Here is a 20,019-nt window from a genome sequence, read left to right on the forward strand (position 1 = left end):
CGAATCGTCGGTCGACATCGCTCGAAATCCTTCAGGATTCCTCGCTCCGTCGCCCTAGCTTCGGGGCGCTCGCGACGATAATTCCACAGGCTGCTAGGGCGCGCCGCGCCTCATCGCATGATTTGATCGATCTCGTTCGAGGTCGCGTCCGCGAGCCCCTTCGCGAGCTTCTTCGGATCGAGCTCGACCGCGATCGCCACGGCGTCGGGCGCGTGCGTCGGCAGCGGCGCCGTCGCGGGGACGTCGAGGCCGAGCAGACGGCCAAACGAGCCCTGCGCGAGGTCCCGCCACGACGCCGCGAGCTCCTCGGAGGCCGCCTCGCCGGTGCGGGAGAAGTCGCCGGCGACGGCGATGGAGAGCAAGATGCCCTCGCGCGCGCTCGGCCTCGCCGCCGCGCCGATCGCGGTGGCCGCGGCGAGCAGGCCCCGCGCGCCCCGCGCGAGCTCGCCCTCGAACGGGCCGAGCGCGAACGCGCGGGCAGGCGCCGGGCCGAGGCGCTCGGCGAGCGCACGCAAGGACGGATCGGCGAAGGCGCGCGTGGCGCGGGAGAGGGCGCCGCGCGCGAAGAGGGAGGCGATCCGGCAAGGGCCCCGCTGGATCGAGCCCGCTTGCTGGAAGCAGACGACGTCGGGGCCGATCGCGGCGAAGGCGTGCGCCCCGCGCCCGATCTTGCCGGAGACGCGGACGAGGTCGGGGCGGTCGACGGCGCGCGTGGCGCCTCCGCTGAGGCGGTCGCGGAAGGCGCGCTCGACGGCGCGCGTGTCGCTCGTGTGGCGGAGGATCTCGACGGTCGCGTCGCCCTCGTTCGTCGCGTAGGACGCGACGACGGCCTCGGGCGTCCGGCGAAGATCGACGGCGGTGCCTTTCGCGAAGCGGTTGAAGCGCGCCTCGGAGATGACGGTGCCGACGAAGGGGACGAGCCACGGGATCGAGGTGATCTCGTGGGGATGCACGAGCACGACCCAGCGCAGGCCTGCGAGGGGCAAGAGGCCGTCGAGCGAGGGGACGGCGAGCGGCGGCTCGGGCGTGGCGGGCTTCGTGACGGGCGCGGGCGCGCCGCAGCCGGCGAAGGCCGAGGCGAGCGCGGCGAGCGTGGCGGCGAGGAAGGCGCGCCGCCCCGGATCCGTGGCGTCAGCCGACGACGAGGTGCGCGAACTTGCGGTTCTTCGATCCGACGCGGACAAGATACCTCCGGCCCCGCTCGAGCTTCTGTTGCTCGTCGCGCACGACCTCGCCGTCGAGGTGGACGGCGCCGCTCTTCACGAGCCGAAGCCCCTCGTTCGTCGACTTCACGAGGCCCGCCAGCGACAAGGCCTTGGCGATCCAGAGCGACTCGGCCTCGGCGGCGACCTTGATCTCCTCGATGTCGTCGGGCACGCCGCCGGCGGCCACGCTGCGGCGCCGTTCGAGCGCGGCGTCGGCGGCCGCGGCGTCGTGGAAGCGCGTCACGACCTCCTTCGCGAAGAGCTCCTTCAACTCGACGATGTTGCGTTGCCCGGCGCGCACGTCCTCGCGCAGCTCGGCGATCTCCTGGTTCGATCGCGACGAGAGCAGCTCCATGTAGCGCCAGATCACCTGGTCATCGACGAGCATGAGCTTCTGCAACATCTCGAAGGGCGGCTCGCTCACGCCGACGTAGTTGTTCGCGCTCTTCGACATCTTCATGCCGACGACCTTGCCGCTCTCGACGCGCGCGTTCGTGCCTTCGAGGATCGGCGTGGTCATCACGATCTGCGCGCGCTTGCCGTAACGCGGCATGAGGTCGCGGCCGACGAGCAGGTTGAAGAGCTGGTCGGTGCCGCCGAGCTCGACGTCGTTCTCCAGCACGACCGAGTCGTAGGCCTGGAGCAGCGGGTAGAGGAACTCGTGGATGTGGATCGGCACGTTGCCGTCGAAGCGCTTCGAGAAGTCGTCGCGCTCGAGCATGCGCGCGACGGTGTACTTCGCGCCGAGCTCGACGATCTCGAAGGGCGAGAGCTTGCCGAGCCACTCGGAGTTGTAGCGGACCTCGGTCTTGTCCTTGTCGAGGATCTTGAACGCCTGCGCCTGGTAGGTCTCGGCGGCGGCGCGGACCTCTTCGCGCGTCAGACGCGGGCGGGACTCGCTCTTGCCCGTGGGGTCACCGACCATCGCCGTGAAGTCGCCGACGAGGAAGATGACCTGGTGCCCGAGCTCCTGGAACTGCCGCATCTTCTGCATGAGCACGGTGTGCCCGAGGTGCAGGTCTGGACGCGTGGGGTCGAAGCCGGCCTTGATGCGCAGCGGCCGGCCCTCCTTCAGGCGCTCTTCGAGTTCGGCGCGGACGTGGAAGTCCACGACGCCCCGGCACAACTCCTCCAGTTGACGCTCGGCGGAAAGCATGGGGCGAACTTTGCCGGACGGCGCGCCGGGCGCAAGCGTCACGCGGCCGGAGAGGCGCGCAGAGAGGCGCTTCGCCTGGCCGGGGCGATCATTCGTCCTCGTCGTCCTCGTCGTCCTCGTCGTCCTCGTCGTCCTTGCCGCCGGTGATCGCGAAGGCGCGGCTCTGGTTGACCAGCTCCTTCAGCTCCTTGCCGACCTTGAAGAAGGGCAGGCGCTTGGCGGGCACCGGGACGGGCTGACCCGTGCGCGGGTTTCGGCCGCTGTAGGGCTTGTACGGGCGGACCGTGAAGCTTCCAAAGCCGCGGATCTCGATGCCTTCGCCGCGTTGGAGCGCCTCGGTCATCGCATCGAAGATGCAGTTGACCACAAGCTCGGCGCGCGCCTTGGTGAGCTCGCCACGGCCCGCGATCGCGTCGATGAGCTCGCTCTTTGTCATGGACACCCCTCGGCGGCCGTCACGCCGCCCCCCGTCCCTACGTCCCTCCCGACCTGTGTGACGCCTGGACGGATACGACTTACGATTCCAGGAACTTAGGACACCCCTCGCACCCTGGACGCTCAGCGTCAACGACTTTCGTTCTCGAAGAAATCCAAGCGGTCCAGCGCGACATGCGAATGCGCGGGCTGCGGGCCGAGGCGCAGCGTGAGCGCGACGGATCGCGCCGCGCGCGGGATCGAGAAGGCCGGGAGCGTGACGCAGGGCGGATGCGGGGCCGCGGCGGGGTCGAGCGCGTGGGTGTGCAACGTGTCTCCGTCGACGACGAGCGAGACGGTGACGGAGGCGGGGCCGAGGACGGCGAGGCGCGGCGCGACGCGGCGGCCGGCGAGGAAGGGCGCGGGGAGGGCGAGGGAGACAGCGCCGCTTTTTGTGGGATCGGCGGGCGTGACGGAGAGCCAGCGGCGCTCCGAGGCGCAGGCGTCCGTGGCCCAGGCGGGCAAGGCCCAGGCGTCTTGTTGTGCGAGCGCGGGCCAGAGGTTTTCGCCTTCGAGGGCGATCGGCGCTTGGAGATCAAACGAGTACGGGACGAGGTGCGGCGTGGAGGGGGGCGCCTCGCCGTCGGGCGGGATCGGGAAGAGGTAGCGGTACGCAGGAGGACGGCCGTGCGCCTCCCAGGCGAAGCGATCGAAGGCGTCGCCGCGATGACGGGCGATGGTTCGTTCGTTCGAGGTCCAAGGGTCGTAGGCGAGGTTGAAGCCGTGGTCGGTGTCGACGAACACGAGCGCACGTGCGGGGAGGCTCGCGAGGCGGGCCGGCTCGAACATCGGGAGGCCGGCTTCACGATCGCGCAGCAAGGCGTGATCGAAGCCGGCGCGGAAGGCGAAGCCGAGCGGGACGAGCGCGACGAGCGCCGCGACGCGGCGTGACGCGCGGCCGAAATCTTTTCCGCGCGCGGCGAGGTGCGCGACGGCGAGCGCGGCGAGGATGTGTTCGAGCGGGAGGACGTCGGCATAGAAGCGCGCGCCGCCGCCGGGGTAGTTGCCGTCGAAGTAGAAGGGGACGTACGCGGCGATCTGGAGGGCGACGGCGATCGGGAGCAGGCGCGCGCGCGGGAGGCGCGCGGCGAGGATCGCGCCGAAAAGGACGAGGAGCGTGAAGGGCTCGGCGTTGCCGGCGTCGACGAGGTGCTGCTTGAGGCGGCGAAGCGTGGTCGCGGCAGCGGCGTAAGCACCGTAGCCGTGCGGGAGGTTGTGCTGAACGAAGTCGCCGTGCTCGCCGAGGCAACCGATCGAGGCGCCGAAGCCGTACCGAAAGCAACCAGGCGGGCCGTCCGAGAGCGCGTAATAGAGGCGCTGCGACGAGGTGAAGAGCTCCCCGGTGGCCGCGTGTTGATGGGCGAGGAGCAAGCCGAGGCCAGGGAGCGCGCCGAGGGCGAGGAGCGCGAGGGCGGTGAGGCGCGAGCTGCGGGACGCGCGTGCCGTGGCGCTGCGCGTCGTGACGACGAGGAAGGTGAGCGCGAGGAGGAGGGCGAGCGCGGAGGGAGGGCGCGTCGCGGCAAGCCAGCCTGCAAAAAAGCCTGCGCCGAGCGCGGGGAGAAGGGCGCGCTCTCCGGCTTCGAGCGCACGCACGGCCGAGAGCGCGAGGGCGAGCGCGCTCGTGACGCAGAGCGCGGCGAGGCCGTGCGACATGGTGTCGGCCGTGTGGTAGCGGAGCGCGGCGCAGAGGACGGAGAAGAGGGTCGCGAGGCGCGGGATCGCGACGCGATCGGCGGCGGGTGTGCCTTCGGGGAGGGCACGCGCGGCGAGGGCGTAGGTCGCGATCGTGAGGGTCGCGGCGAGGAGCGGGCCGACCGCGAGGGGCGCGTGGGCGAGGAAGCCGAGCGCGAGGAGCGCGGGATACCCGGGCGGAAAGAGGACGGCCGCGGTGGGCCCGTCGGGGCCATCCGTGCGCACGAGGAAGCGGCCGAGCGTGGAGGCGACGGGCTCGTCGAGCGGGAAGGCGAGGTGGCCCGCCGCGAGGGCGCGCGCTTCGAGGAAGTAACTCGTGGCGTCGATGATGCGAGGTCCGCCGCGGAGGTAGAGCGCGACGTACGCGGCGGAGAGGGCAACGGCCGTGAGGGCGGCGAGGGCGAGGAAGAGGCGGGATTTGGTTGCAGGTCGAACGATGCGCGGGGCGAACGCGAGGGCGATCAGCGCGGCGAGGAGGGCGGCGATCTGCGCGGGGTCACGGGGGAGGCCGAAGCGCACGGGGGGATGTCTCGGAACCAGAAGGGGAGCGAGGGGTTCGTGGAGCGAGTTTTCTCACATCCACGGGCGCGAAGAGGGGTCCGGGCGGGGCGGGCAGGGTCTGGCGATACGCCAAAAGCATGTCCGGGCGGGGTGGGTAGGGCCTGGCGATACGCCAAAGGCATGTGCGCGTGTCCCGGGTGCGGAGTGGCGCTGCGCCAAAGGCATGTGCGCGTGCGCCGGGTGCGGAGTGGCGCTGCGCCAAAGGCATGTGCGCGTGCGCCGGGTACGGAGTGGCGCTGCGCCAAAGGCATGTCGGCGTGTTCCGGGTGCGGAATGGCGCTGCGCCAAAGGCATGTCGGCGTGCTCCGGGTACGGAGTGGCGCTGCGCCAGAGGCATGTTCGCGTGTCCCGGGTGCGGAGTGGCGCTGCGCCAAAGCCGTCTTCGGGCGCGCCGACCGATTCATCACCCGTCGCGACGCCCATTCGCCTGGCTCCGTTCGATGCGCAGAAGGGGAGCTGTACGCGGAATCAGGTCGCCCCCGCCACACACCGAAACCCATACCAAGGGTGCCGCTCGCTCGCGACGGGATGGTTGTCCGCCGGCGACTGGTTGCCCATGAGCCCGTGATCGTGCCAGGTCCCTCCCGTCACGCGGAACATCTTTTCCCGCGGACACGGGAGCTCGCCTTCCATCGAAATGCACGTGATCGGCTTCGGGTCGAACACGAACTCCGCCACGTTCCCCGCCGTATCGTAAAGCCCGAAGGGACTCCGATCCCCCGTGTAACTCGCGACCGGGCACGTGCCGAGATCCACGGCGACCGGCGGCGCGCTGCTCGTGATCGGGGAGACCACGCCGCCCTGCGTCCCGCCCATCGCGCCGCGTTGCCAGCAATGCTCGATCTTCTCCGGCTCGTCGCGGCCCCACGGATAGGTGCGGTGCCGCTCGCCGAGCCGCTCCGATTCGCTCATGCGCGCGTCGCCGAGCGCGGCCCAGTACGCCTCGTAAATCGTCGGCAGGCGGCGGCCGCCGTTCCACTTGCAGTAGGCCTCCGCTTCGGACGGGCTCACGCAATTGATCGGGTGATCGCCGCGGCCAGGCTTGCCCCAGTTGCACATCGGCTCGTGGAACTTCTCGACGCGGCCTTCGCCGGCAGGCACGAGACACGCCTTCGCGCCGACACACGCGGCATACCCGGAGACCGTTACCTCCGTCGCTTCGATCTGGAAGGGTTGCACCGTGACGACGGTGCGGTTCGTGGCCATCGATTCGCGGAACGAGAAGGTCGCGCCTGGGATCGAGACCAGGCGCGCGCCCCGCGGCGAGACCGCCAAGCGCCTCGCGTTCTCCGCATCCGTCCGGCCGCAGCCAGTCAGGGCGACGGCGAGCAAGAGGCCGAGCGGGATGCTCGTCAGGGATTGCATCAGCGTCCCGCCGACGGCGCTCCGCCGTCCTCCAGGATCCACGCGTGGTACGTGATCCACTCGCCCTCGACGGGCGTGATCGCGAGCTGGAAACGCGGCGGGAGGTCCGCCGGGAGGTCGATGCTCGGCTCGGTCCACGTGGGCCCAGGGCGCGCTTCGAGCTTGCCGAGGAGGCGGCCGTCGACGCGGACCTCGGCCGCGACTTGCCGGCCCGCGACGGTGCGCACGACGAGCCGGCCGCCGCGCTTCGGCGCGTTCATCATGGCGAGCTCGGGCTCGCCGTGCGGGACGATGCGGCCGGCGTCGAAGAGCTCGCGCAGGCGCTGGCCAGGCTCGGGCAGGACGCGGTGCACGACGAAGCCCTTGCCGGGGCGCGGGAAGTTGTAGCCGTGGGCCTTTTCGTTGACGAGATCCGCGACGTCGAGCTCGTCGATCACGCGCTCGCCTTCCCGCTGCGTGCGGGGCCAGCCGTTTCTGTCGAGCGCGCTCCAGTCGGCCTTGTAGATGACCTTCTCGGCGCCGCCGCAGATGACGTTGCCGACGACGGGCACGCCGACGAGGCGGCGGCCAAAGAGGCCGGGGAGGTCGCCCCACCACGACGGGTAGATGGCCATGTGGTCGGGCCGATCCTCGGGCGGGATGCGCTCGAGGAGCTCGATCGTGGCGCCGAGGCCGTTCACGCCAGCGCGCGCGAAAGGCAGGTCGTGGTAGCCGCCGAGGCCGATGATGTCGAGGCCAGGCAGGTCCGACGCATACATGAGCGCGCCCGCGTCGCCGACGAGCACGCGCTTGGCCTTGCGCTCGGCGAGCACCTTGCCCGCGACCACGTGCTGGTCGCGGATGTTGCGGCTCGCGCGGCCGAAGAACCAGATCTGGTCGCGCATGTTCGGCGCCTGGTGGACGCCGTAGAGGACGACCACGCCGCACGCGATCGCGATCCGCAACGCAAGGAGGCCCCGCGCGCGCCGCGTCGCTTCGAGCGCGGGCGTGAGGAGCACGCCGAGGCCCATCGCGGCGAGGATGAACAGCCACGCGACGGCGCTCATCGTGTAGCGCTCGTTTTGCCAGCGGACCTGGCCGTTCAGCGAGACGAGCAGGAGCCAGCCCGCGACCTGCGCCCAGAGCATCGCGGCGATCCCGCGCGTCTTCTTCGAGAAGAAGGGGAGGAGCGCGACGAGGGGGACGATCCAGCCCCAGGGGAGGTTCTGGCCGGGGATCCAGTCGGCGAAGTGGTGCTGCGTGTTGCGGAGGACGACGTACTTCAGGTGCGAGAGGTACTCGTCGAGCTTCTGCTCCCCGTTCATGTAGGGGTGGTTCAGCGCGAGCTTGACGATCGCGCCGGCCGCCGCCCATTCGCCGGTGAAGACGCGGTTCGCCACGGCCTGCGCCACGGCGACGATCGCGCCGGGGACCGAGGCGCGGAGCAAGGTCGCGAACGCGGCGCGGAGGCCGAGGGGCTTCCAGACGACGAGCGCGGCGTAGAACGCGAAGATCGCGATGCACACGACGGACTCGGGCCGCGTCGCGTAGAGCAGCGCGCCTGCGAGGCCCGCGAGGAAGCCGTCGCGACGCACGGCGCGGGGATCGGCGGGCGTGTCTCCGATCGAGAGGATCGGCAGGAGCATGAGCGCCCACACGCCGAGGTGGAACGCGTTCTCCATGCCGCTGAAGAGCGACCAGTCGAGGGCGCCGAGCGAGAGCACGGCCGGGGGCACGAGGTACTTCGCGGCGCGCCCGAGCGGCTCACACGCGCGTCCGGCGACGACGAGGAAGAACGTGGTCGAGAGGCACGCGATGAGCGCCGCCCACGCCATGAGGTCGAGGCTGCGGAAGCCGAGCAGGTAGCCGAGCGAGAGCGTGAACGGGTAGAGCAGGCTCGTGTTGCCGCTGGAGAAGCCGTTGCCCTCGGACCACTGGAAGGGAAAGCCGCGGGCCGCGGCGCGCGCGTAGTCGAAGTGGATGAAGACGTCGTCGAGCGGCGCCGACCAGCCGCCCCGCGTCTGCACGAGCATGTACCCGTAGAACACGGTGGCCGCGTAGAGGACGCAGGCCGAGGCGTAGACGGGGTAGAGCACGCGGTCGATCGCGGGCCAGCTCTCGAGGACGCGCGCGAAAAAACCCGGGTCGTAGGTGTCGCCGCGTCGTCGGGCCCCGAGGGGGGCCGCCGCTTCCGCTTCGTCTTTGTCCAGTGTGGCGGGCACGGGGGACTCTTATTACACGATCCCCGGTTCGGCCCGCGCGCCGACCTCGTCGTGACGCACGGGGCCCGGCCGAACCCGGGGGCCATGAATTCCAAGGGCGCGCGCGTTGACCGGCCCTTGCCGCACCTGTAGAAAAGAACCGCGTTCGAGCGTCGCGGAAGGCGCCGACGCCGAATGGACGACCGATGCGCTGGTTCGTGGAAATCTCGTCGGCCGGGCCCTCCGCCGAACCTCCGGCAAAGCTCACCGTGGAGGCCCCGCAGTGGCAGGAAGGCCCGCGCGATGCGCGGGGACGACGGGTCGCTCGGAAACTTCTCGATCGAGCTTCTCGACGACGGTTACAAGGCCGTCGATCCTGTAAAGAAGCTCCGCTACGTGGTGCGCAAAGCGCCCGACACGGCCGAGCTCTCCCCCGGCGGGCAAGCCGTAGCCGAGCCGCCGAAGGGCCGGCCGGCCGTCACCGCGCCCCCGCGCGTCGCCGCCCCGCCCCGCGCGACGCCGGCGCCCGCGGCCGCGCCGCTCCCGAACCACCGTGTGCTTTCGAGCCGTGAGGTGGCCGCCACGGCGAGCTCGTCGCTGACGTACCGGGAGTACGTGTACGTCGTGCCCGAGGGGACGTCGGTCGACGTGGCGCGGCGGGTCGTGCTGGATCGGTTCGAGGCCGTGAAGAAGGCGCTCGAAGGCGTGCGCGGCGTGCTCGTGAACCTCGCCGTGTTCGATCACGCCTATGAGGGCAAACCCGCGCGCGCGCCGCTCGTCACGCTGATGTGGAAGGACTGGCGCGGCGAGCCGGACGTGCGTCCGCCGGCGCCGCAGCCGAGCAAGCCCGTGGCCGCAGCCGCGCCGCGTCCCGCTTCGACGCCGCCGCCCGCGCAGCGCGCCGTCTCGACGCCGCCTCCGGCGCAGCGGTCCGTCTCGACGCCGCCTGCGCGTTCGCCCTCGGCGCCGCCGCCCGCGCAGCGGTCCGTCTCGACGCCGCCTGCGCGTTCGCCCTCGGCGCCGCCTCCGCGCGCGGCAGCCGGGTCGAGCCCCGCGATCAAGGCCGCGGTCACGACGACCACGAAGTCCACGCCGCCGAAGGCGCGTGTTCGCTCCGCCGAAGAGCTGATGAAGGAGCTCGAAGGTGCCTCGACGGATCTGCACTTCCTGAGCGACGCGCTCGAAGGCGCCGACTTCGTGGTCTCGATCCTCCGGGAGCAGCTCCCGAGCGAGCTCATCCTCGTCTGGTTCCACGACGCCGAGAAACGCGAGCTCGTTCTCGTGCGCCAGCAGGGCGGCAAGCACGACCGGCTCCTCGCCCGCATGCCCGATCGAGCGGGCCTGGCGCAGGCTGCCATCGCCTACAAGAAGGCCCTCGTCATCACCGACGCGCAGCGCGATCCGCGCGCCGTCGACGCGCGCTGGAAGGCCTTCGGCATCGACCCGAAGAGCATCGCCTGCGCGCCCGCGATCGGCGGCGGCAAGACGCTCGGCCTCATCGAGATCGTGAACCCCACGGGCGGCGGTCGTTACGCCACGGCCGAGGGCAACGCGCTCACCTACGTCGGCAAGGAGCTCGCCGAGTTCCTCACCATCCAGGGCGTCGTGCTCGATCCGGAGAAGATCCGGGCCACGGCGAACAAGGCGGCGGCGCGCTAGGCGCGCGGCGCGCGGGGGGACCGTCCATGCAGCGTCGTCGGCTGCGCGAACGGCTGCTCTATTTCGCGATCGTCCCTGCGATCGTGTTCGCCGTCCTCGTGCTCGGCGGCATCGCGCTGCGCACGACGCTCCAGATCGAGAAGGCCCGCCAGCAGACCGTCTTCGACGCGACGCTCACGCTCGCCGACGAGCGCGTCGACCGCCTCGACAAGCTGATCATCGCGCAGGACAACGTCGTCGCGGCGCACGTCGACATCGCGAACCTCAACACGATCGCGCGCCGCTGGTTGCCGACGGCCTCCCGCGAGACGCCGACGGTGCGCGCGATCCTGGTGCTCGACCTGAGCCACGAGTCGCGCGACGTGCTCGCGTTCGCCTCACGCGCGCCGGGACGCGAGGACGACGCGTTCCGCAGGCTGCTGCTCGGCCGGCTCTTCTCCAGCCTGAACTTCGACGGCGACACGGAGGAGCTGCGCCACCTGCACCAGATCATCGATCAGCAGAGCATCCTGATCAGCTACTGGCAGCGCACCTACGCGGCCCGGCGTTACCTCGTCATCGCCTGGCACGATGTCCCGCGCCTCGTGCACGACGTCTTCCCGCGGCTCTACCGCGACATCGATCGCGGCAACAGCCGCATGAACGTCATCGACGAGGAGGGCCGCATCGTCTTCGGCCCGCCCATCAAAGGCGGCGAGTTCACCGTCGGCCGCCCCTTCCCGACGACGCTCTACAACTGGCGCCTCCAGATCGCGCTCACCAGCGCCGACGACCTCGGCGACAAGGTCGAGCGGCAGCGCATGGTCGAGCTCGGCATGGTCGGCTTCGCGGCGATCGTCGTGCTCGTCGGCGTGACGATCATCATCTTCGCGTCGATGAAGGAGCGCAGGCTCGCCGCGCTGAAGAGCGACTTCGTGGCGAACGTCTCGCACGAGCTCAAGACGCCGCTCGCGCTCGTCCGCATGTTCGGCGAGATCCTGCTCGCCGATCGTGTGGCCAGCGAGGACAAGCGGAGGCAATACCTCCAGATCATCGTGAGCGAGAGCGAGCGGCTCACGGCGCTTATCGAGAACGTCCTCGATTTCGCCAAGGTCGAGCGCGGAAAGGCCGCGTACGAGTTCGCGCCCGGCAAGCTCGAAGAGGTCGTCGGCCGCGCCGTCGACGTCTATCGCTACCGCGCCGAGCGGGACGGCATCGTCGTGCACCTCGTGAGCGCCGAGGACATGCCCGAGGCGATGCTCGACGCCCGCGCCATGGAGCTCGCGATCATCAACCTGCTCGACAACGCCTTCAAGTACGCGAAGGACGGCGGCCGCGTCGACGTCGAGGTCGCCTCCGAGGACAGCTCGGTCGTCGTGCGCGTGAGTGATCGTGGCCCCGGGATCGATCCCGACGAGCAGGAGCGCATCTTCGAGCGCTTCGTGCGCGGGCGGGGGGCGGGCGAGCAACGCATCCGCGGCAGCGGCATCGGGCTCGCGCTGGTCAAGCACATCGCCGAGAGCCACGGCGGCAGCATCGAGGTGAAGAGCCCCATCACGGAAGACGGCCGCGGCAGCGTGTTCGTGCTGCGAATTCCGGCGCTCCGTGGGCAGGCGCCTCGGAAGTTGCCGATCGCAGGGGCTGCCTCCGTGGCGTAGACTCGCTGCGTGTCTTCGGCTTCTGATCCTTCCTTGATCCCTTCCCGTGAAGCCGACGGCTTCGAGCCGCCGGTGCCCACACCTCTCCTCACGCCGCGAACGGTCCTCGTCCGCAATCGTTCGCTCCCCGTGGCGCCGCTGGCCGATCCGCCGCGACGTCATTTGCCGCTCGCGGGTCCTTCGCGTGGCGTCGACCAGGCCTGGCGGCCGATCTACGTGATCTGGGAGATCACGCTGCGCTGCGATCTCGCCTGTCATCACTGCGGATCACGCGCTGGGCGAGCGCGACCCGAGGAGCTCTCCACCGAGGAGGCGCTCGACCTCGTGCGGCAGATGCGCGACCTCGAGGTCACGGAAATCACGCTGATCGGCGGCGAGGCGTATCTGCGTGACGATTGGGACGTCATCGCGAAGGCGATCGTCGACGCCGGAATGATCTGCACGATCACCACGGGAGGTCGAGGTTTCTCCGCGGAACGCGCGCGGCGCGCGAAGGCCGCGGGTGTGCGCAGCGTGTCGGTGTCGATCGACGGGCTCGCCGCGACACACGACATGTTGCGCGGCGTGAAGGGCAGCCACGCGAGCGCGATGGAGTCGCTCCGGAACACGAAGGCGGCGGGCCTCGTGGTCAACGCCAACACGCAGATCGGCCGCCTCAACCTCGCCGAGATCCCCGCTGTGTTCGACGGGTTGATCGCGGCGGGCGTCGACACCTGGCAGGTGCAGATCACGGTCGCCATGGGGCGCGCCGCCGACCAGCCCGAGGTGCTGCTCGAGCCGTGGCAGATGCTGGAGGTGATGCCGATGCTCGCGGCCTTGAAAGAGCGCGGCGATCAGCACGGCCTGCGCATCTGGCCCGCCAACAACATCGGCTATTTCGGCCCGTACGAGCACGTGCTGCGGGGCTCGTTCCCCATGGGATACAACGGCTCCTGCGGCGCGGGCCGCACGTTGCTCGGCATCGAGGCCAACGGCGATCTCAAGGGTTGCCCGTCGCTACCGTCGCAAGCGTACGTGGGCGGCAACATCCGGGAGCGATCGTTGCAAGAGGTCTGGGAACAGACCGATGCGCTGCGCTTCACGCGTGATCGCACCGTGGACGAGTTGTGGGGCCACTGCGGCGATTGCTACTACGGCGACGCCTGCATGGCCGGTTGTAGCTGGACGGCGCACGTGCTCTTTGGGCGACGCGGCAACAACCCATTTTGCCATCACCGCTCGCTCGAACTTTTGCGCAAGGGGCGACGCGAGCGGCTCGTCCCCGCGGAGGCAGCCTCGGGCAAGCCCTTCGATCACGGGCGTTTCGAGCTGATCGAGGAGGACTGGCCCGCGCACGATCTCGACGACGCGCGGCGACGCTACGGCCTCGCTCCGGTTGTGCCTTGACATGAAGCGCGAGTCCGGAGACCTGTAAGGAATGAAAGCTTCATTCGCGCCTTGCCTTTCTTGCAACCGTCACATCCGCATATCCGAGGCCGCGTGCCCGTTCTGCGGACAAACCGTCCCCGAGGACATGGAATCGCGCGCGCGCACGCTCCCGACGGGGCGCCTGACCCGCGCGATGATCTTCGCGTTCGGCAGCACGCTCGCCGCGTCCGCGTGTGGCAGCGACGTCAAAGACGGCTCCAGCACGGGTGACGTGGGCGGCTTCGGCGGCTCTCCCAGCGTCGGTGGCGCCTACGGCGGCGGCCCCGGTTGGGGTGGCGGCGGCTTCGGCGGCAGCCCCGGTGTCGGCGGTGCGTACGGCGGCGGCCCGGGTTGGACGACCGGTCCCGGCGTGGGCGGCGGCGGCATGGGCGGCGTGGGTGGCGTGGGCGGCGTGGGCGGCGAAGGCGGCGCAGGTGGCTCCGGCGGCGACGGTGGCTCCGGCGGCGACGGCGGCTCCGGCAGCAAGTGATGCGATGACCGAACCCGGATCCATCCGGGCGTCGTATTTCTCGATCGATCGGCGCCTGCTGGGTCTGTTTCGGATCTACCTCGGCGTGGTCCTGCTCGGGGATCTCGGCCGCAGGCTGCCCGAGCTCGCGCTTTTCTACAGCGACGAAGGCGTCTTGCCTTCCCACCTGTCGCTGTTCGCGCCGCTCGCATCCCCGAACTTCTCGCTCCTGCACGCCTTCACCTCGCCGGGCGAGGTGTCCTTCGCGTTCGTCCTGTTCGCGTGTGTTTATCTCGCGCTATTTGCGGGCTTTCATACGAGGATTGCGCAGATCCTCGCGCTCCTCGTCTGGACGAGCCTCGGCGCGCGCAACCTCTTCCTGGAGAACTCGGGCAACGCAGCCATGGCGGCGCTGCTCGTGTGGACGACGTTCCTCCCGCTCGGCGATCGGTATTCCGTCGACGCCTGGCGAAAGGCGCGTCGTGGAGAGCCTGAGGGCGATAGGGCCTTCACCTCGCTCGCCGTGCTTGCCCTCGCGCTCCAGATCGCCGCGATCTACCTGCTCAACGCTGTGCAGAAGAGCGGCGCGACGTGGCGCGTGGGCGAGGCGGTGCACGATGTCCTCTGGCAACACCGCCTCACCACGTCGGTCGCGGGTGTGCTTCGCCTGCACGAACCCGCGTGGCTATCGCCTGCGCTGTCGTGGCTCACGCTCGCCATCGAATGGAGCGCGCCGTTGCTCGTGTTGTCTCCGCTGCGGACAGGCGCCACGCGGACGCTCCACTTCGTGCTCACCACGGCGCTGCACCTCGGCATCGCGGCGCTCTTTTCGGTGGGCGTCTTTTCCTGGGCGATGATCGGCTTCAACCTGCTGCTGTTGCCGCCGGTAGCCGTCGACGCCCTGCTCCGTCGCGCCACCTTTTCTGCGTGGCTCTCCCGGTCGACCCCGGCGCCGAGCCTCCCGTCGTCGATTCCTTCGCCCTTTCAAGAACACGTTCATCGCTGGGCACGCGCGCTCCGCGAGACGGCGGTGCTCCTCGTGATGATCACGATCGGCGCGCAGATCACCCAGGACAATGCCGTCGTGCCGATGTGGCTGCGCGTGCCTCCGCCTTTTCCCACGCCGGTCCGTTATCTGCGCCTGATTCAGGGCTGGAACCAATTCGCCCCCGAGGCGCCGCGCCACGACGGGACCTTCGTCGTGGATGCACGAACCGAATCCGGTCGGCACATCGACCCGCTCACCGGAGCGCCGCCCGATTTCGACGTGCTCTTGCGCGGGCCGGGCGCGATGAGCCAGCTCCGATGCGAGTATTTCTATCACGTGCGGCGTGAGCCCTTCGCGCGCTACCGCGATGCGCTCGCGCGATGGCTGCTCGACTGGCACCGTCGTGAGGGGCTCGCCGCCTCCGAGCGGATCGTGGAGCTCGACGTCTGGTGGGTCTCCGCCGATGCCCCGCCGCCCGGCGAGACGACGCCCCGCAATCTACGGAAGGCGCTGCTTCTCCATCACCCTTGAGGCCGCTTCAAACCTCGGGTTGTTCGGCCTGCGCGCCTTGCGACATGGCCACGTGGGCGCGGCGGCGGATGCGTTCGACCACCTGCGTGGCCCAGCGCGAGAGATCCTCGCGGCCGGGGCAGTCCGGGATCGACAGGATCGCGGCGTCGACGAGCTGTTCGAAGAGGTGCGTCGAGGCGCCGAGCCCGAGGTCGGACGCTGCGTTCGGGCGGCCGAGCGCTGCGTCGCGGCCCACGGGTTTGCCTGCGCTCGCCGCGCTGCTGAGCACGTCCAGCATGTCGTCGGCGATCTGGTAGGCCTCGCCGATCCGCTGGCCGAACCCGCGCCACGCCTCCGCCTCTTCCGTATTGGCGCCGGCCGCGACGGCGCCGCCCACCGCAGCGGCCTCGAAAAGTGCGCCCGTCTTGGCCCTTCGGTAGAGCGTCGCCGGGATGCTCGGCTCGCTCTCCCAGCCCTGGCCCGCGATGATCCCGTACGGCATGCCCACGCCGCGGCCGACCGTGGTCACGAGTTTTCCCAGCCGCAGCGGCGCAGAGGCCGACGCGCGGGCCAGGATCTCGAAGGCGAGCGTGATGAGCTGATCGCCTGCGAGCACGGCGAGCGGCTCTCCGAAGGCACGGTGTGTCGAAGGTTGTCCGCGTCGGGTCAGGGCGGCGTCGAAGCAGGGCAGATCGTCATGGACGAGCGACGCGCAATGCATGAGCTCGATGGCCGCGGCGACCCCGTCGGCGAGCCCCGGAACGTCTTCCCCGCAGGCCATGGCGACGCGCAGGCAGAGCTGCGGCCGGATGCGCGCGCCTGCCGGGAACACCGAGTGATAGACGGCGGCCGCGAGGCGGGGCGGGGCGCCCGGGGCGTACATCGGATCGAGGGCAGCGCGCAGAGCGCGCTCGACGCGACTGGAGACGTCCATGCGAAAGGTATCGTCCATGGATGTGGAACCCTTGTCAAGGGTTTGGTGGGCCATGCTGAACAAACTCTAGACAGATGTCCAAGGTTGTTGTAGGAACGGGCTCATGGCGAACGGGACGAGCCGTGCGGTGGTGATCGGCGCCGGCGTGGGGGGCCTCGTTTCGGCGCTGGAGCTGGCTCGTCGGGGGATCGATGTCGTGGTCCTCGAACGTGCGCCCAGGGTCGGCGGCAAGATGCGGCAGGTCGACGTGGACGGACGCGCGATTGATGCCGGTCCTACGGTCATGACCATGCGTTGGGTCCTCGAAGAGGTGTTTTCTTCGGCGGGAGCCTCGCTCGACGCTGAGCTCACCCTTCGGCGGGCGGAGGTCCTGGCGCGACACGCCTGGGGAGAGGGGCCCACGCTCGATTTGTACGCCGATCTCGACCGTTCCGTCGAGGCCGTATCGACGTTCGCCGGCCGCGCCGAGGGCGAGGGATACCGGCGGTTCTGCGCGTACACGCAGCGCATTTACGAGACCGTGCAGAAGCCGTTTTTGTGTTCGGAGCGCCCGAGCCTCGGCTCGGCGATGGTCGCGGTCGGCTCGCTGGGCCTGCAGGGAATGCTCTCCATCGACGGCCACCGGACCCTCTGGAAGGCCCTCGGCGAGTTTTTCCAAGACGCACGTTTGCGCCAGCTCTTCGGCCGCTACGCCACGTATTGCGGCTCCTCGCCGTTCCTCGCGCCGGCCACGCTCAACGTGATCGCCCACGTCGAGCGCGACGGCGTCTACCTCGTCGAGGGCGGCATGTACCGCGTCGCCGAGGCGCTCGCGCGGGTGGCCGAGCGCCTCGGGGTCACGATTCGCTGCGGCGAGCACGTGACGGAGCTCGTCGTCTCCGGCAACCGGGCCGCGGGCGTGCGCCTCGCCTCGGGCGAGCGCCTCCAGGCCGACCTCGTCGTCCACAATGGAGACCCCGCGGCGCTCTTCCAGGGAATGCTCGGCGCGTCCGGCAAGCGTGCGATTCCGGCCCCTGCGGAGCGTTCGCTCTCGGCCATCACCTGGGCGTTCGTGGCCGAGGCCCGGGGCGCCTATCCGCTCACGCGCCACAACGTCTTTTTCTCGAAGGATTATCACGAGGAGTTCCGCGACCTCTTCGAGCGTGGTGTCTTGCCCCGAGAGCCCACGGTGTATGTCTGCGCCCAGGATCGCGACGACGGGGATCACGCGCCTTCGGGCCCCGAGCGGTTCCTCTGCCTCGTCAATGCGCCGGCCCGCGGGGATCAGCGCGCCCTTACCACTTCGGAGATCAAGCCATGCGAAACAGCAGCGTTCTCGCTCCTCGAACGGGCGGGTCTCGTCTTTCCGCCGTTTGCCGCGCCGCCCGTCGTGACGACACCGAGCGAGTTCGATCGCATGTTCCCGGCGACGGGGGGGGCCCTGTACGGTCCGGCGTCACACGGGTGGAAGTCCCCGTTTGTACGGGCGGCGTCGCGCACGAAGATCCCGGGGCTCTACCTGGCGGGTGGAGCCGCGCATCCGGGGGCGGGCGTGCCGATGGCGGCGCTGAGCGGGCGCCTGTGCGCGAAGGCCGTGATCGAGGACCTCGGTTCGACGAGCCGATCGCGCGAAACGGTTATGGGTGGTGGTATCTAGACGCGCTCAGCGACGACGGCCGCAGCGGCGTCACCATCATCGGCCTGCTCGGGAGCGTCTTTTCGCCGTTTTATGCGGCCGCACGCAAGCGCGGCCTCGCCGACCCGCTCGCCCATTGCTCGATGAACGTCGCGCTTTATGGGCCGCAGCGTGATGCGTGGTCGTTCACCGAGCGCGGCGGGACCGACGTGCGCCGGTATCGCACGTCGCTCGTCATCGGCACGAGTTCGATGGAGTGGCAGGACGACACGTTCCTCGTCCGCTTCGACGAGGAGACAGCGCCGCTGCCCGGCCGCGTCTCCGGCACCGTGCGGATTCATCCGCTCGCGCTCGCCCACGAGTCGTTCGTCCTCGACACGCACGGCCGCCACCGCTGGGCCCCGATCGCGCCGATCGCCCGCGCCGAAGTCGACATCCGCCGTCCCGAGAGCACGCGCTGGACGGGCATGGCGTACGTCGACTCGAACTTCGGCAGCGAGCCGCTCGAAGACGGCTTCACCGGCTGGAACTGGAGCCGCGCCACCACGCGGCGCCGCACGGTCGTGACGTACGACTCGGTTCGTCGTGATGGAACCCGTGATCTCATCCAGCACAGCTTCGGCGCTGACGGACGGTCCGAGCCGCTCGAACCGCTCGCCCTCGCGCGCGCGCCGCGCACGCTGTGGGGGATGGAGCGGCCCGTGCGGGTCGATCCGGGCACGTCCCCGCGGCTCGTGCGCACGCTCGAAGACACGCCGTTTTACGCGCGCTCGCAGCTCTCGGGCCGTTACCTCGGCGAACAGGCGCACGGCGTGCACGAGGCGCTCTCGCTCGATCGGTTCCGGACCCGGGTGGTGCAGTTCATGCTGCCGTATCGGATGCGACGCGTCTCGCCATGACGACGGACGTTCCAAGCCTCCTCGGTTTCCTGCTCTTCGGCTGGTCCTTCGCGGTCGCGTCGACCTCGCTCGAAGCCGTCCGGCGCGCGACCTTCGCCCCGCGCGCCGCCCGCCGGGAAGGCGCGGAGGCGGCCGTCCAAAAGGAAAACCTCACCGTCCTCGTCGTGCGCCCGTGCGCGGGCAGCGAGCCCTCGCTCGAACGTACGCTCGCCTCGCTCGCCCGCGCGAAGCGCTCCTTCGACGTCCGGTGCCGCTTCGCGATCGAGGAGGCATCCGACCTCGCCTTGCCCGCGGCGCGCAGGGCTGCCGAGGTGCTCACGTGTGCCGGGATCGAGGCCGAGATCGTCTTCACCGGCGGCGGTGGACCGAACCGCAAGGCTGCGCAGCTCGCGGCCGCGGCCGAGGGCGCCGACCTCCTGATCGTCACCGACAGCGATGTCGATCTCGCCGGGGTCGACCTCGATGTCCTCGTCGCGCCGCTCGTCGGCGCCTCGCCTGCGTGGGTCGCGTGGGCGCCGCCGGCCGAGCATGCGCCTCCGCGGACGCTCGGCGATCACGCCTCCGCGGCCGTCCTCGGCGCTTCGCTCCACGCCTTCCCGCTCCTCGCGCGCCTCGATCCGCGTGGCCTCGTCGGCAAGCTCTTCGCCATCCGCGCGAGCGCGCTCGCCGCGATCGGCGGCTTTGGCTCACTCGTCGACTACCTCGGCGAGGACATGGAGATCGCGCGGCGCGTCCGCGCGAAGGGCGGCACGGTCGTGGCCGTGCCGATCGTGGCGCGCTCGCTCGCCGAGGGACGATCGTGGGAGGCCGTGATCGCCCGCTTCTCCCGGTGGCTCACGGTGATCCGTGCGCAGCGCCCGCTCCTCCTGTGGAGCTACCCCGCGCTCTTCTTCGCCACCTGGCCCATCGTCTTGCTCGCGGCCGCGTTTGCCTTCGTCGTCCCGCAGGTCGCCCTTTCCGCCGCGCTGCTCGCGCTGCTCGCGCGTCTCGTCATCGCGCTCGTCGCCGCGCAGGCTGCGGGGCGCACGCTGGGCCTCGCCTCTGCGTTGCGGGATGCCGTTCTCGCCGACGTCGTGCTCGCCTTCGCGTTCGCGCGTGCTCTACGATCTCGTACGGTCCTGTGGCGGGACCGTGTCCTCGTCGTCGACCGTGCCGGCCTTTTGCGTCAGCCCTCTGCCGTGAAACCGTGAGATCGGCCCTCGGGGGAATCTCGGTATCGACGACGACGCGAGGCGATCGTCCAAAAATTGGCGCCTTTTCTCGGATGG

15 protein-coding genes are annotated in these 20,019 nt (G+C 70.3%); 8 read left to right on the top strand and 7 right to left on the bottom strand.

Annotated elements, in window-relative coordinates; all coding sequences use genetic code 11:
• Positions 1 to 110 precede the first annotated feature (110 nt).
• The 6 genes from POL67_RS00860 to POL67_RS00885 form a co-directional block, all read right to left on the bottom strand.
• On the bottom strand, positions 111 to 1,184 hold the full coding sequence (locus tag POL67_RS00860) for a hypothetical protein (protein WP_271914456.1): 1,074 nt from the start codon (positions 1,182 to 1,184) through the stop codon (positions 111 to 113).
• Complete coding sequence (tyrS, locus tag POL67_RS00865; RefSeq protein WP_271914459.1) at positions 1,132 to 2,361, bottom strand: tyrosine--tRNA ligase; 1,230 nt, start codon at positions 2,359 to 2,361, stop codon at positions 1,132 to 1,134. The genes POL67_RS00860 and tyrS overlap by 53 nt, the downstream gene beginning before the upstream one ends.
• An 88-nt stretch (positions 2,362 to 2,449) precedes the next feature.
• A complete protein-coding gene (locus POL67_RS00870; protein ID WP_271914462.1) occupies positions 2,450 to 2,797 on the bottom strand; it encodes an HU family DNA-binding protein in 348 nt (115 codons plus the stop codon).
• Between the two features lie 128 nt (positions 2,798 to 2,925).
• Positions 2,926 to 5,046 (bottom strand): hypothetical protein, encoded by a 2,121-nt coding sequence (locus tag POL67_RS00875; RefSeq protein ID WP_271914465.1) that lies wholly within the window; start codon positions 5,044 to 5,046, stop codon positions 2,926 to 2,928.
• A gap of 510 nt (positions 5,047 to 5,556) precedes the next feature.
• Entirely contained in the window at positions 5,557 to 6,453 is an 897-nt protein-coding gene (locus POL67_RS00880; protein ID WP_271914467.1) for an SUMF1/EgtB/PvdO family nonheme iron enzyme, read from the bottom strand.
• Positions 6,453 to 8,654 carry a hypothetical protein gene (locus POL67_RS00885; protein WP_271914470.1) on the bottom strand — a complete coding sequence of 734 codons (2,202 nt, stop codon included), beginning with the start codon at positions 8,652 to 8,654 and terminating at the stop codon, positions 6,453 to 6,455. The genes POL67_RS00880 and POL67_RS00885 overlap by 1 nt, the downstream gene beginning before the upstream one ends.
• A 282-nt stretch (positions 8,655 to 8,936) precedes the next feature.
• Between POL67_RS00885 and POL67_RS00890 the strand changes: the two genes are divergently transcribed.
• Genes POL67_RS00890 through POL67_RS00910 form a run of 5 tightly spaced genes read left to right on the top strand, consistent with a single transcriptional unit; the run spans position 8,937 to position 15,324 of the window.
• Positions 8,937 to 10,292 (top strand): GAF domain-containing protein, encoded by a 1,356-nt coding sequence (locus POL67_RS00890; protein ID WP_271914473.1) that lies wholly within the window; start codon positions 8,937 to 8,939, stop codon positions 10,290 to 10,292.
• A 26-nt stretch (positions 10,293 to 10,318) separates the two neighbouring features.
• Positions 10,319 to 11,929, top strand: coding sequence for a sensor histidine kinase (locus tag POL67_RS00895; RefSeq protein WP_271914476.1), 1,611 nt, complete (start codon positions 10,319 to 10,321; stop codon positions 11,927 to 11,929).
• A gap of 33 nt (positions 11,930 to 11,962) precedes the next feature.
• Positions 11,963 to 13,315 (top strand): radical SAM/SPASM domain-containing protein, encoded by a 1,353-nt coding sequence (locus POL67_RS00900; RefSeq protein WP_271914478.1) that lies wholly within the window; start codon positions 11,963 to 11,965, stop codon positions 13,313 to 13,315.
• Positions 13,316 to 13,346: 31 nt separating this feature from the next.
• A complete protein-coding gene (locus tag POL67_RS00905) occupies positions 13,347 to 13,826 on the top strand; it encodes a hypothetical protein (protein WP_271914481.1) in 480 nt (159 codons plus the stop codon).
• 4 nt (positions 13,827 to 13,830) lie between these two features.
• Positions 13,831 to 15,324, top strand: coding sequence for an HTTM domain-containing protein (locus POL67_RS00910; RefSeq protein ID WP_271914484.1), 1,494 nt, complete (start codon positions 13,831 to 13,833; stop codon positions 15,322 to 15,324).
• Positions 15,325 to 15,331: 7 nt separating this feature from the next.
• On the opposite strand, the gene POL67_RS00915 is transcribed toward POL67_RS00910, so the two are convergent.
• Positions 15,332 to 16,255, bottom strand: a complete 924-nt coding sequence (locus POL67_RS00915) for a polyprenyl synthetase family protein (RefSeq protein WP_271914487.1) — start codon at positions 16,253 to 16,255, stop codon at positions 15,332 to 15,334.
• Positions 16,256 to 16,340: 85 nt separating this feature from the next.
• Here POL67_RS00915 and crtD point away from each other — a divergent pair, with 85 nt between their 5' ends.
• Genes crtD through POL67_RS00930 form a run of 3 tightly spaced genes read left to right on the top strand, consistent with a single transcriptional unit; the run spans position 16,341 to position 19,941 of the window.
• Positions 16,341 to 17,873, top strand: a complete 1,533-nt coding sequence (gene crtD / locus POL67_RS00920) for a 1-hydroxycarotenoid 3,4-desaturase CrtD (RefSeq protein ID WP_271914489.1) — start codon at positions 16,341 to 16,343, stop codon at positions 17,871 to 17,873.
• Positions 17,798 to 18,751, top strand: coding sequence for a carotenoid 1,2-hydratase family protein (locus POL67_RS00925; protein WP_271914491.1), 954 nt, complete (start codon positions 17,798 to 17,800; stop codon positions 18,749 to 18,751). The genes crtD and POL67_RS00925 overlap by 76 nt, the downstream gene beginning before the upstream one ends.
• Positions 18,748 to 19,941 (top strand): glycosyltransferase, encoded by a 1,194-nt coding sequence (locus POL67_RS00930; protein WP_271914494.1) that lies wholly within the window; start codon positions 18,748 to 18,750, stop codon positions 19,939 to 19,941. The genes POL67_RS00925 and POL67_RS00930 overlap by 4 nt, the downstream gene beginning before the upstream one ends.
• The last annotated feature ends 78 nt before the right edge of the window (positions 19,942 to 20,019 follow it).

Origin of the sequence: Polyangium mundeleinium (genome assembly GCF_028369105.1) — a bacterium.
GTDB classification, from domain to species: domain Bacteria; phylum Myxococcota_A; class Polyangia; order Polyangiales; family Polyangiaceae; genus Polyangium; species Polyangium mundeleinium.

Excerpts from the sequence above, each read along its gene's own strand:
- tyrS (WP_271914459.1), bottom strand. The coding sequence starts at position 2,361 with ATGCTTTCCGCCGAGCGTCAACTGGAGGAGTTGTGCCGGGGCGTCGTG.
- POL67_RS00870 (WP_271914462.1), bottom strand. The coding sequence starts at position 2,797 with ATGACAAAGAGCGAGCTCATCGACGCGATCGCGGGCCGTGGCGAGCTC.
- POL67_RS00880 (WP_271914467.1), bottom strand. The coding sequence starts at position 6,453 with ATGCAATCCCTGACGAGCATCCCGCTCGGCCTCTTGCTCGCCGTCGCC.
- POL67_RS00890 (WP_271914473.1), top strand. The coding sequence starts at position 8,937 with ATGCGCGGGGACGACGGGTCGCTCGGAAACTTCTCGATCGAGCTTCTC.
- POL67_RS00895 (WP_271914476.1), top strand. The coding sequence starts at position 10,319 with ATGCAGCGTCGTCGGCTGCGCGAACGGCTGCTCTATTTCGCGATCGTC.
- POL67_RS00905 (WP_271914481.1), top strand. The coding sequence starts at position 13,347 with ATGAAAGCTTCATTCGCGCCTTGCCTTTCTTGCAACCGTCACATCCGC.
- POL67_RS00910 (WP_271914484.1), top strand. The coding sequence starts at position 13,831 with ATGACCGAACCCGGATCCATCCGGGCGTCGTATTTCTCGATCGATCGG.
- POL67_RS00915 (WP_271914487.1), bottom strand. The coding sequence starts at position 16,255 with ATGGACGATACCTTTCGCATGGACGTCTCCAGTCGCGTCGAGCGCGCT.
- crtD (WP_271914489.1), top strand. The coding sequence starts at position 16,341 with ATGGCGAACGGGACGAGCCGTGCGGTGGTGATCGGCGCCGGCGTGGGG.
- POL67_RS00930 (WP_271914494.1), top strand. The coding sequence starts at position 18,748 with ATGACGACGGACGTTCCAAGCCTCCTCGGTTTCCTGCTCTTCGGCTGG.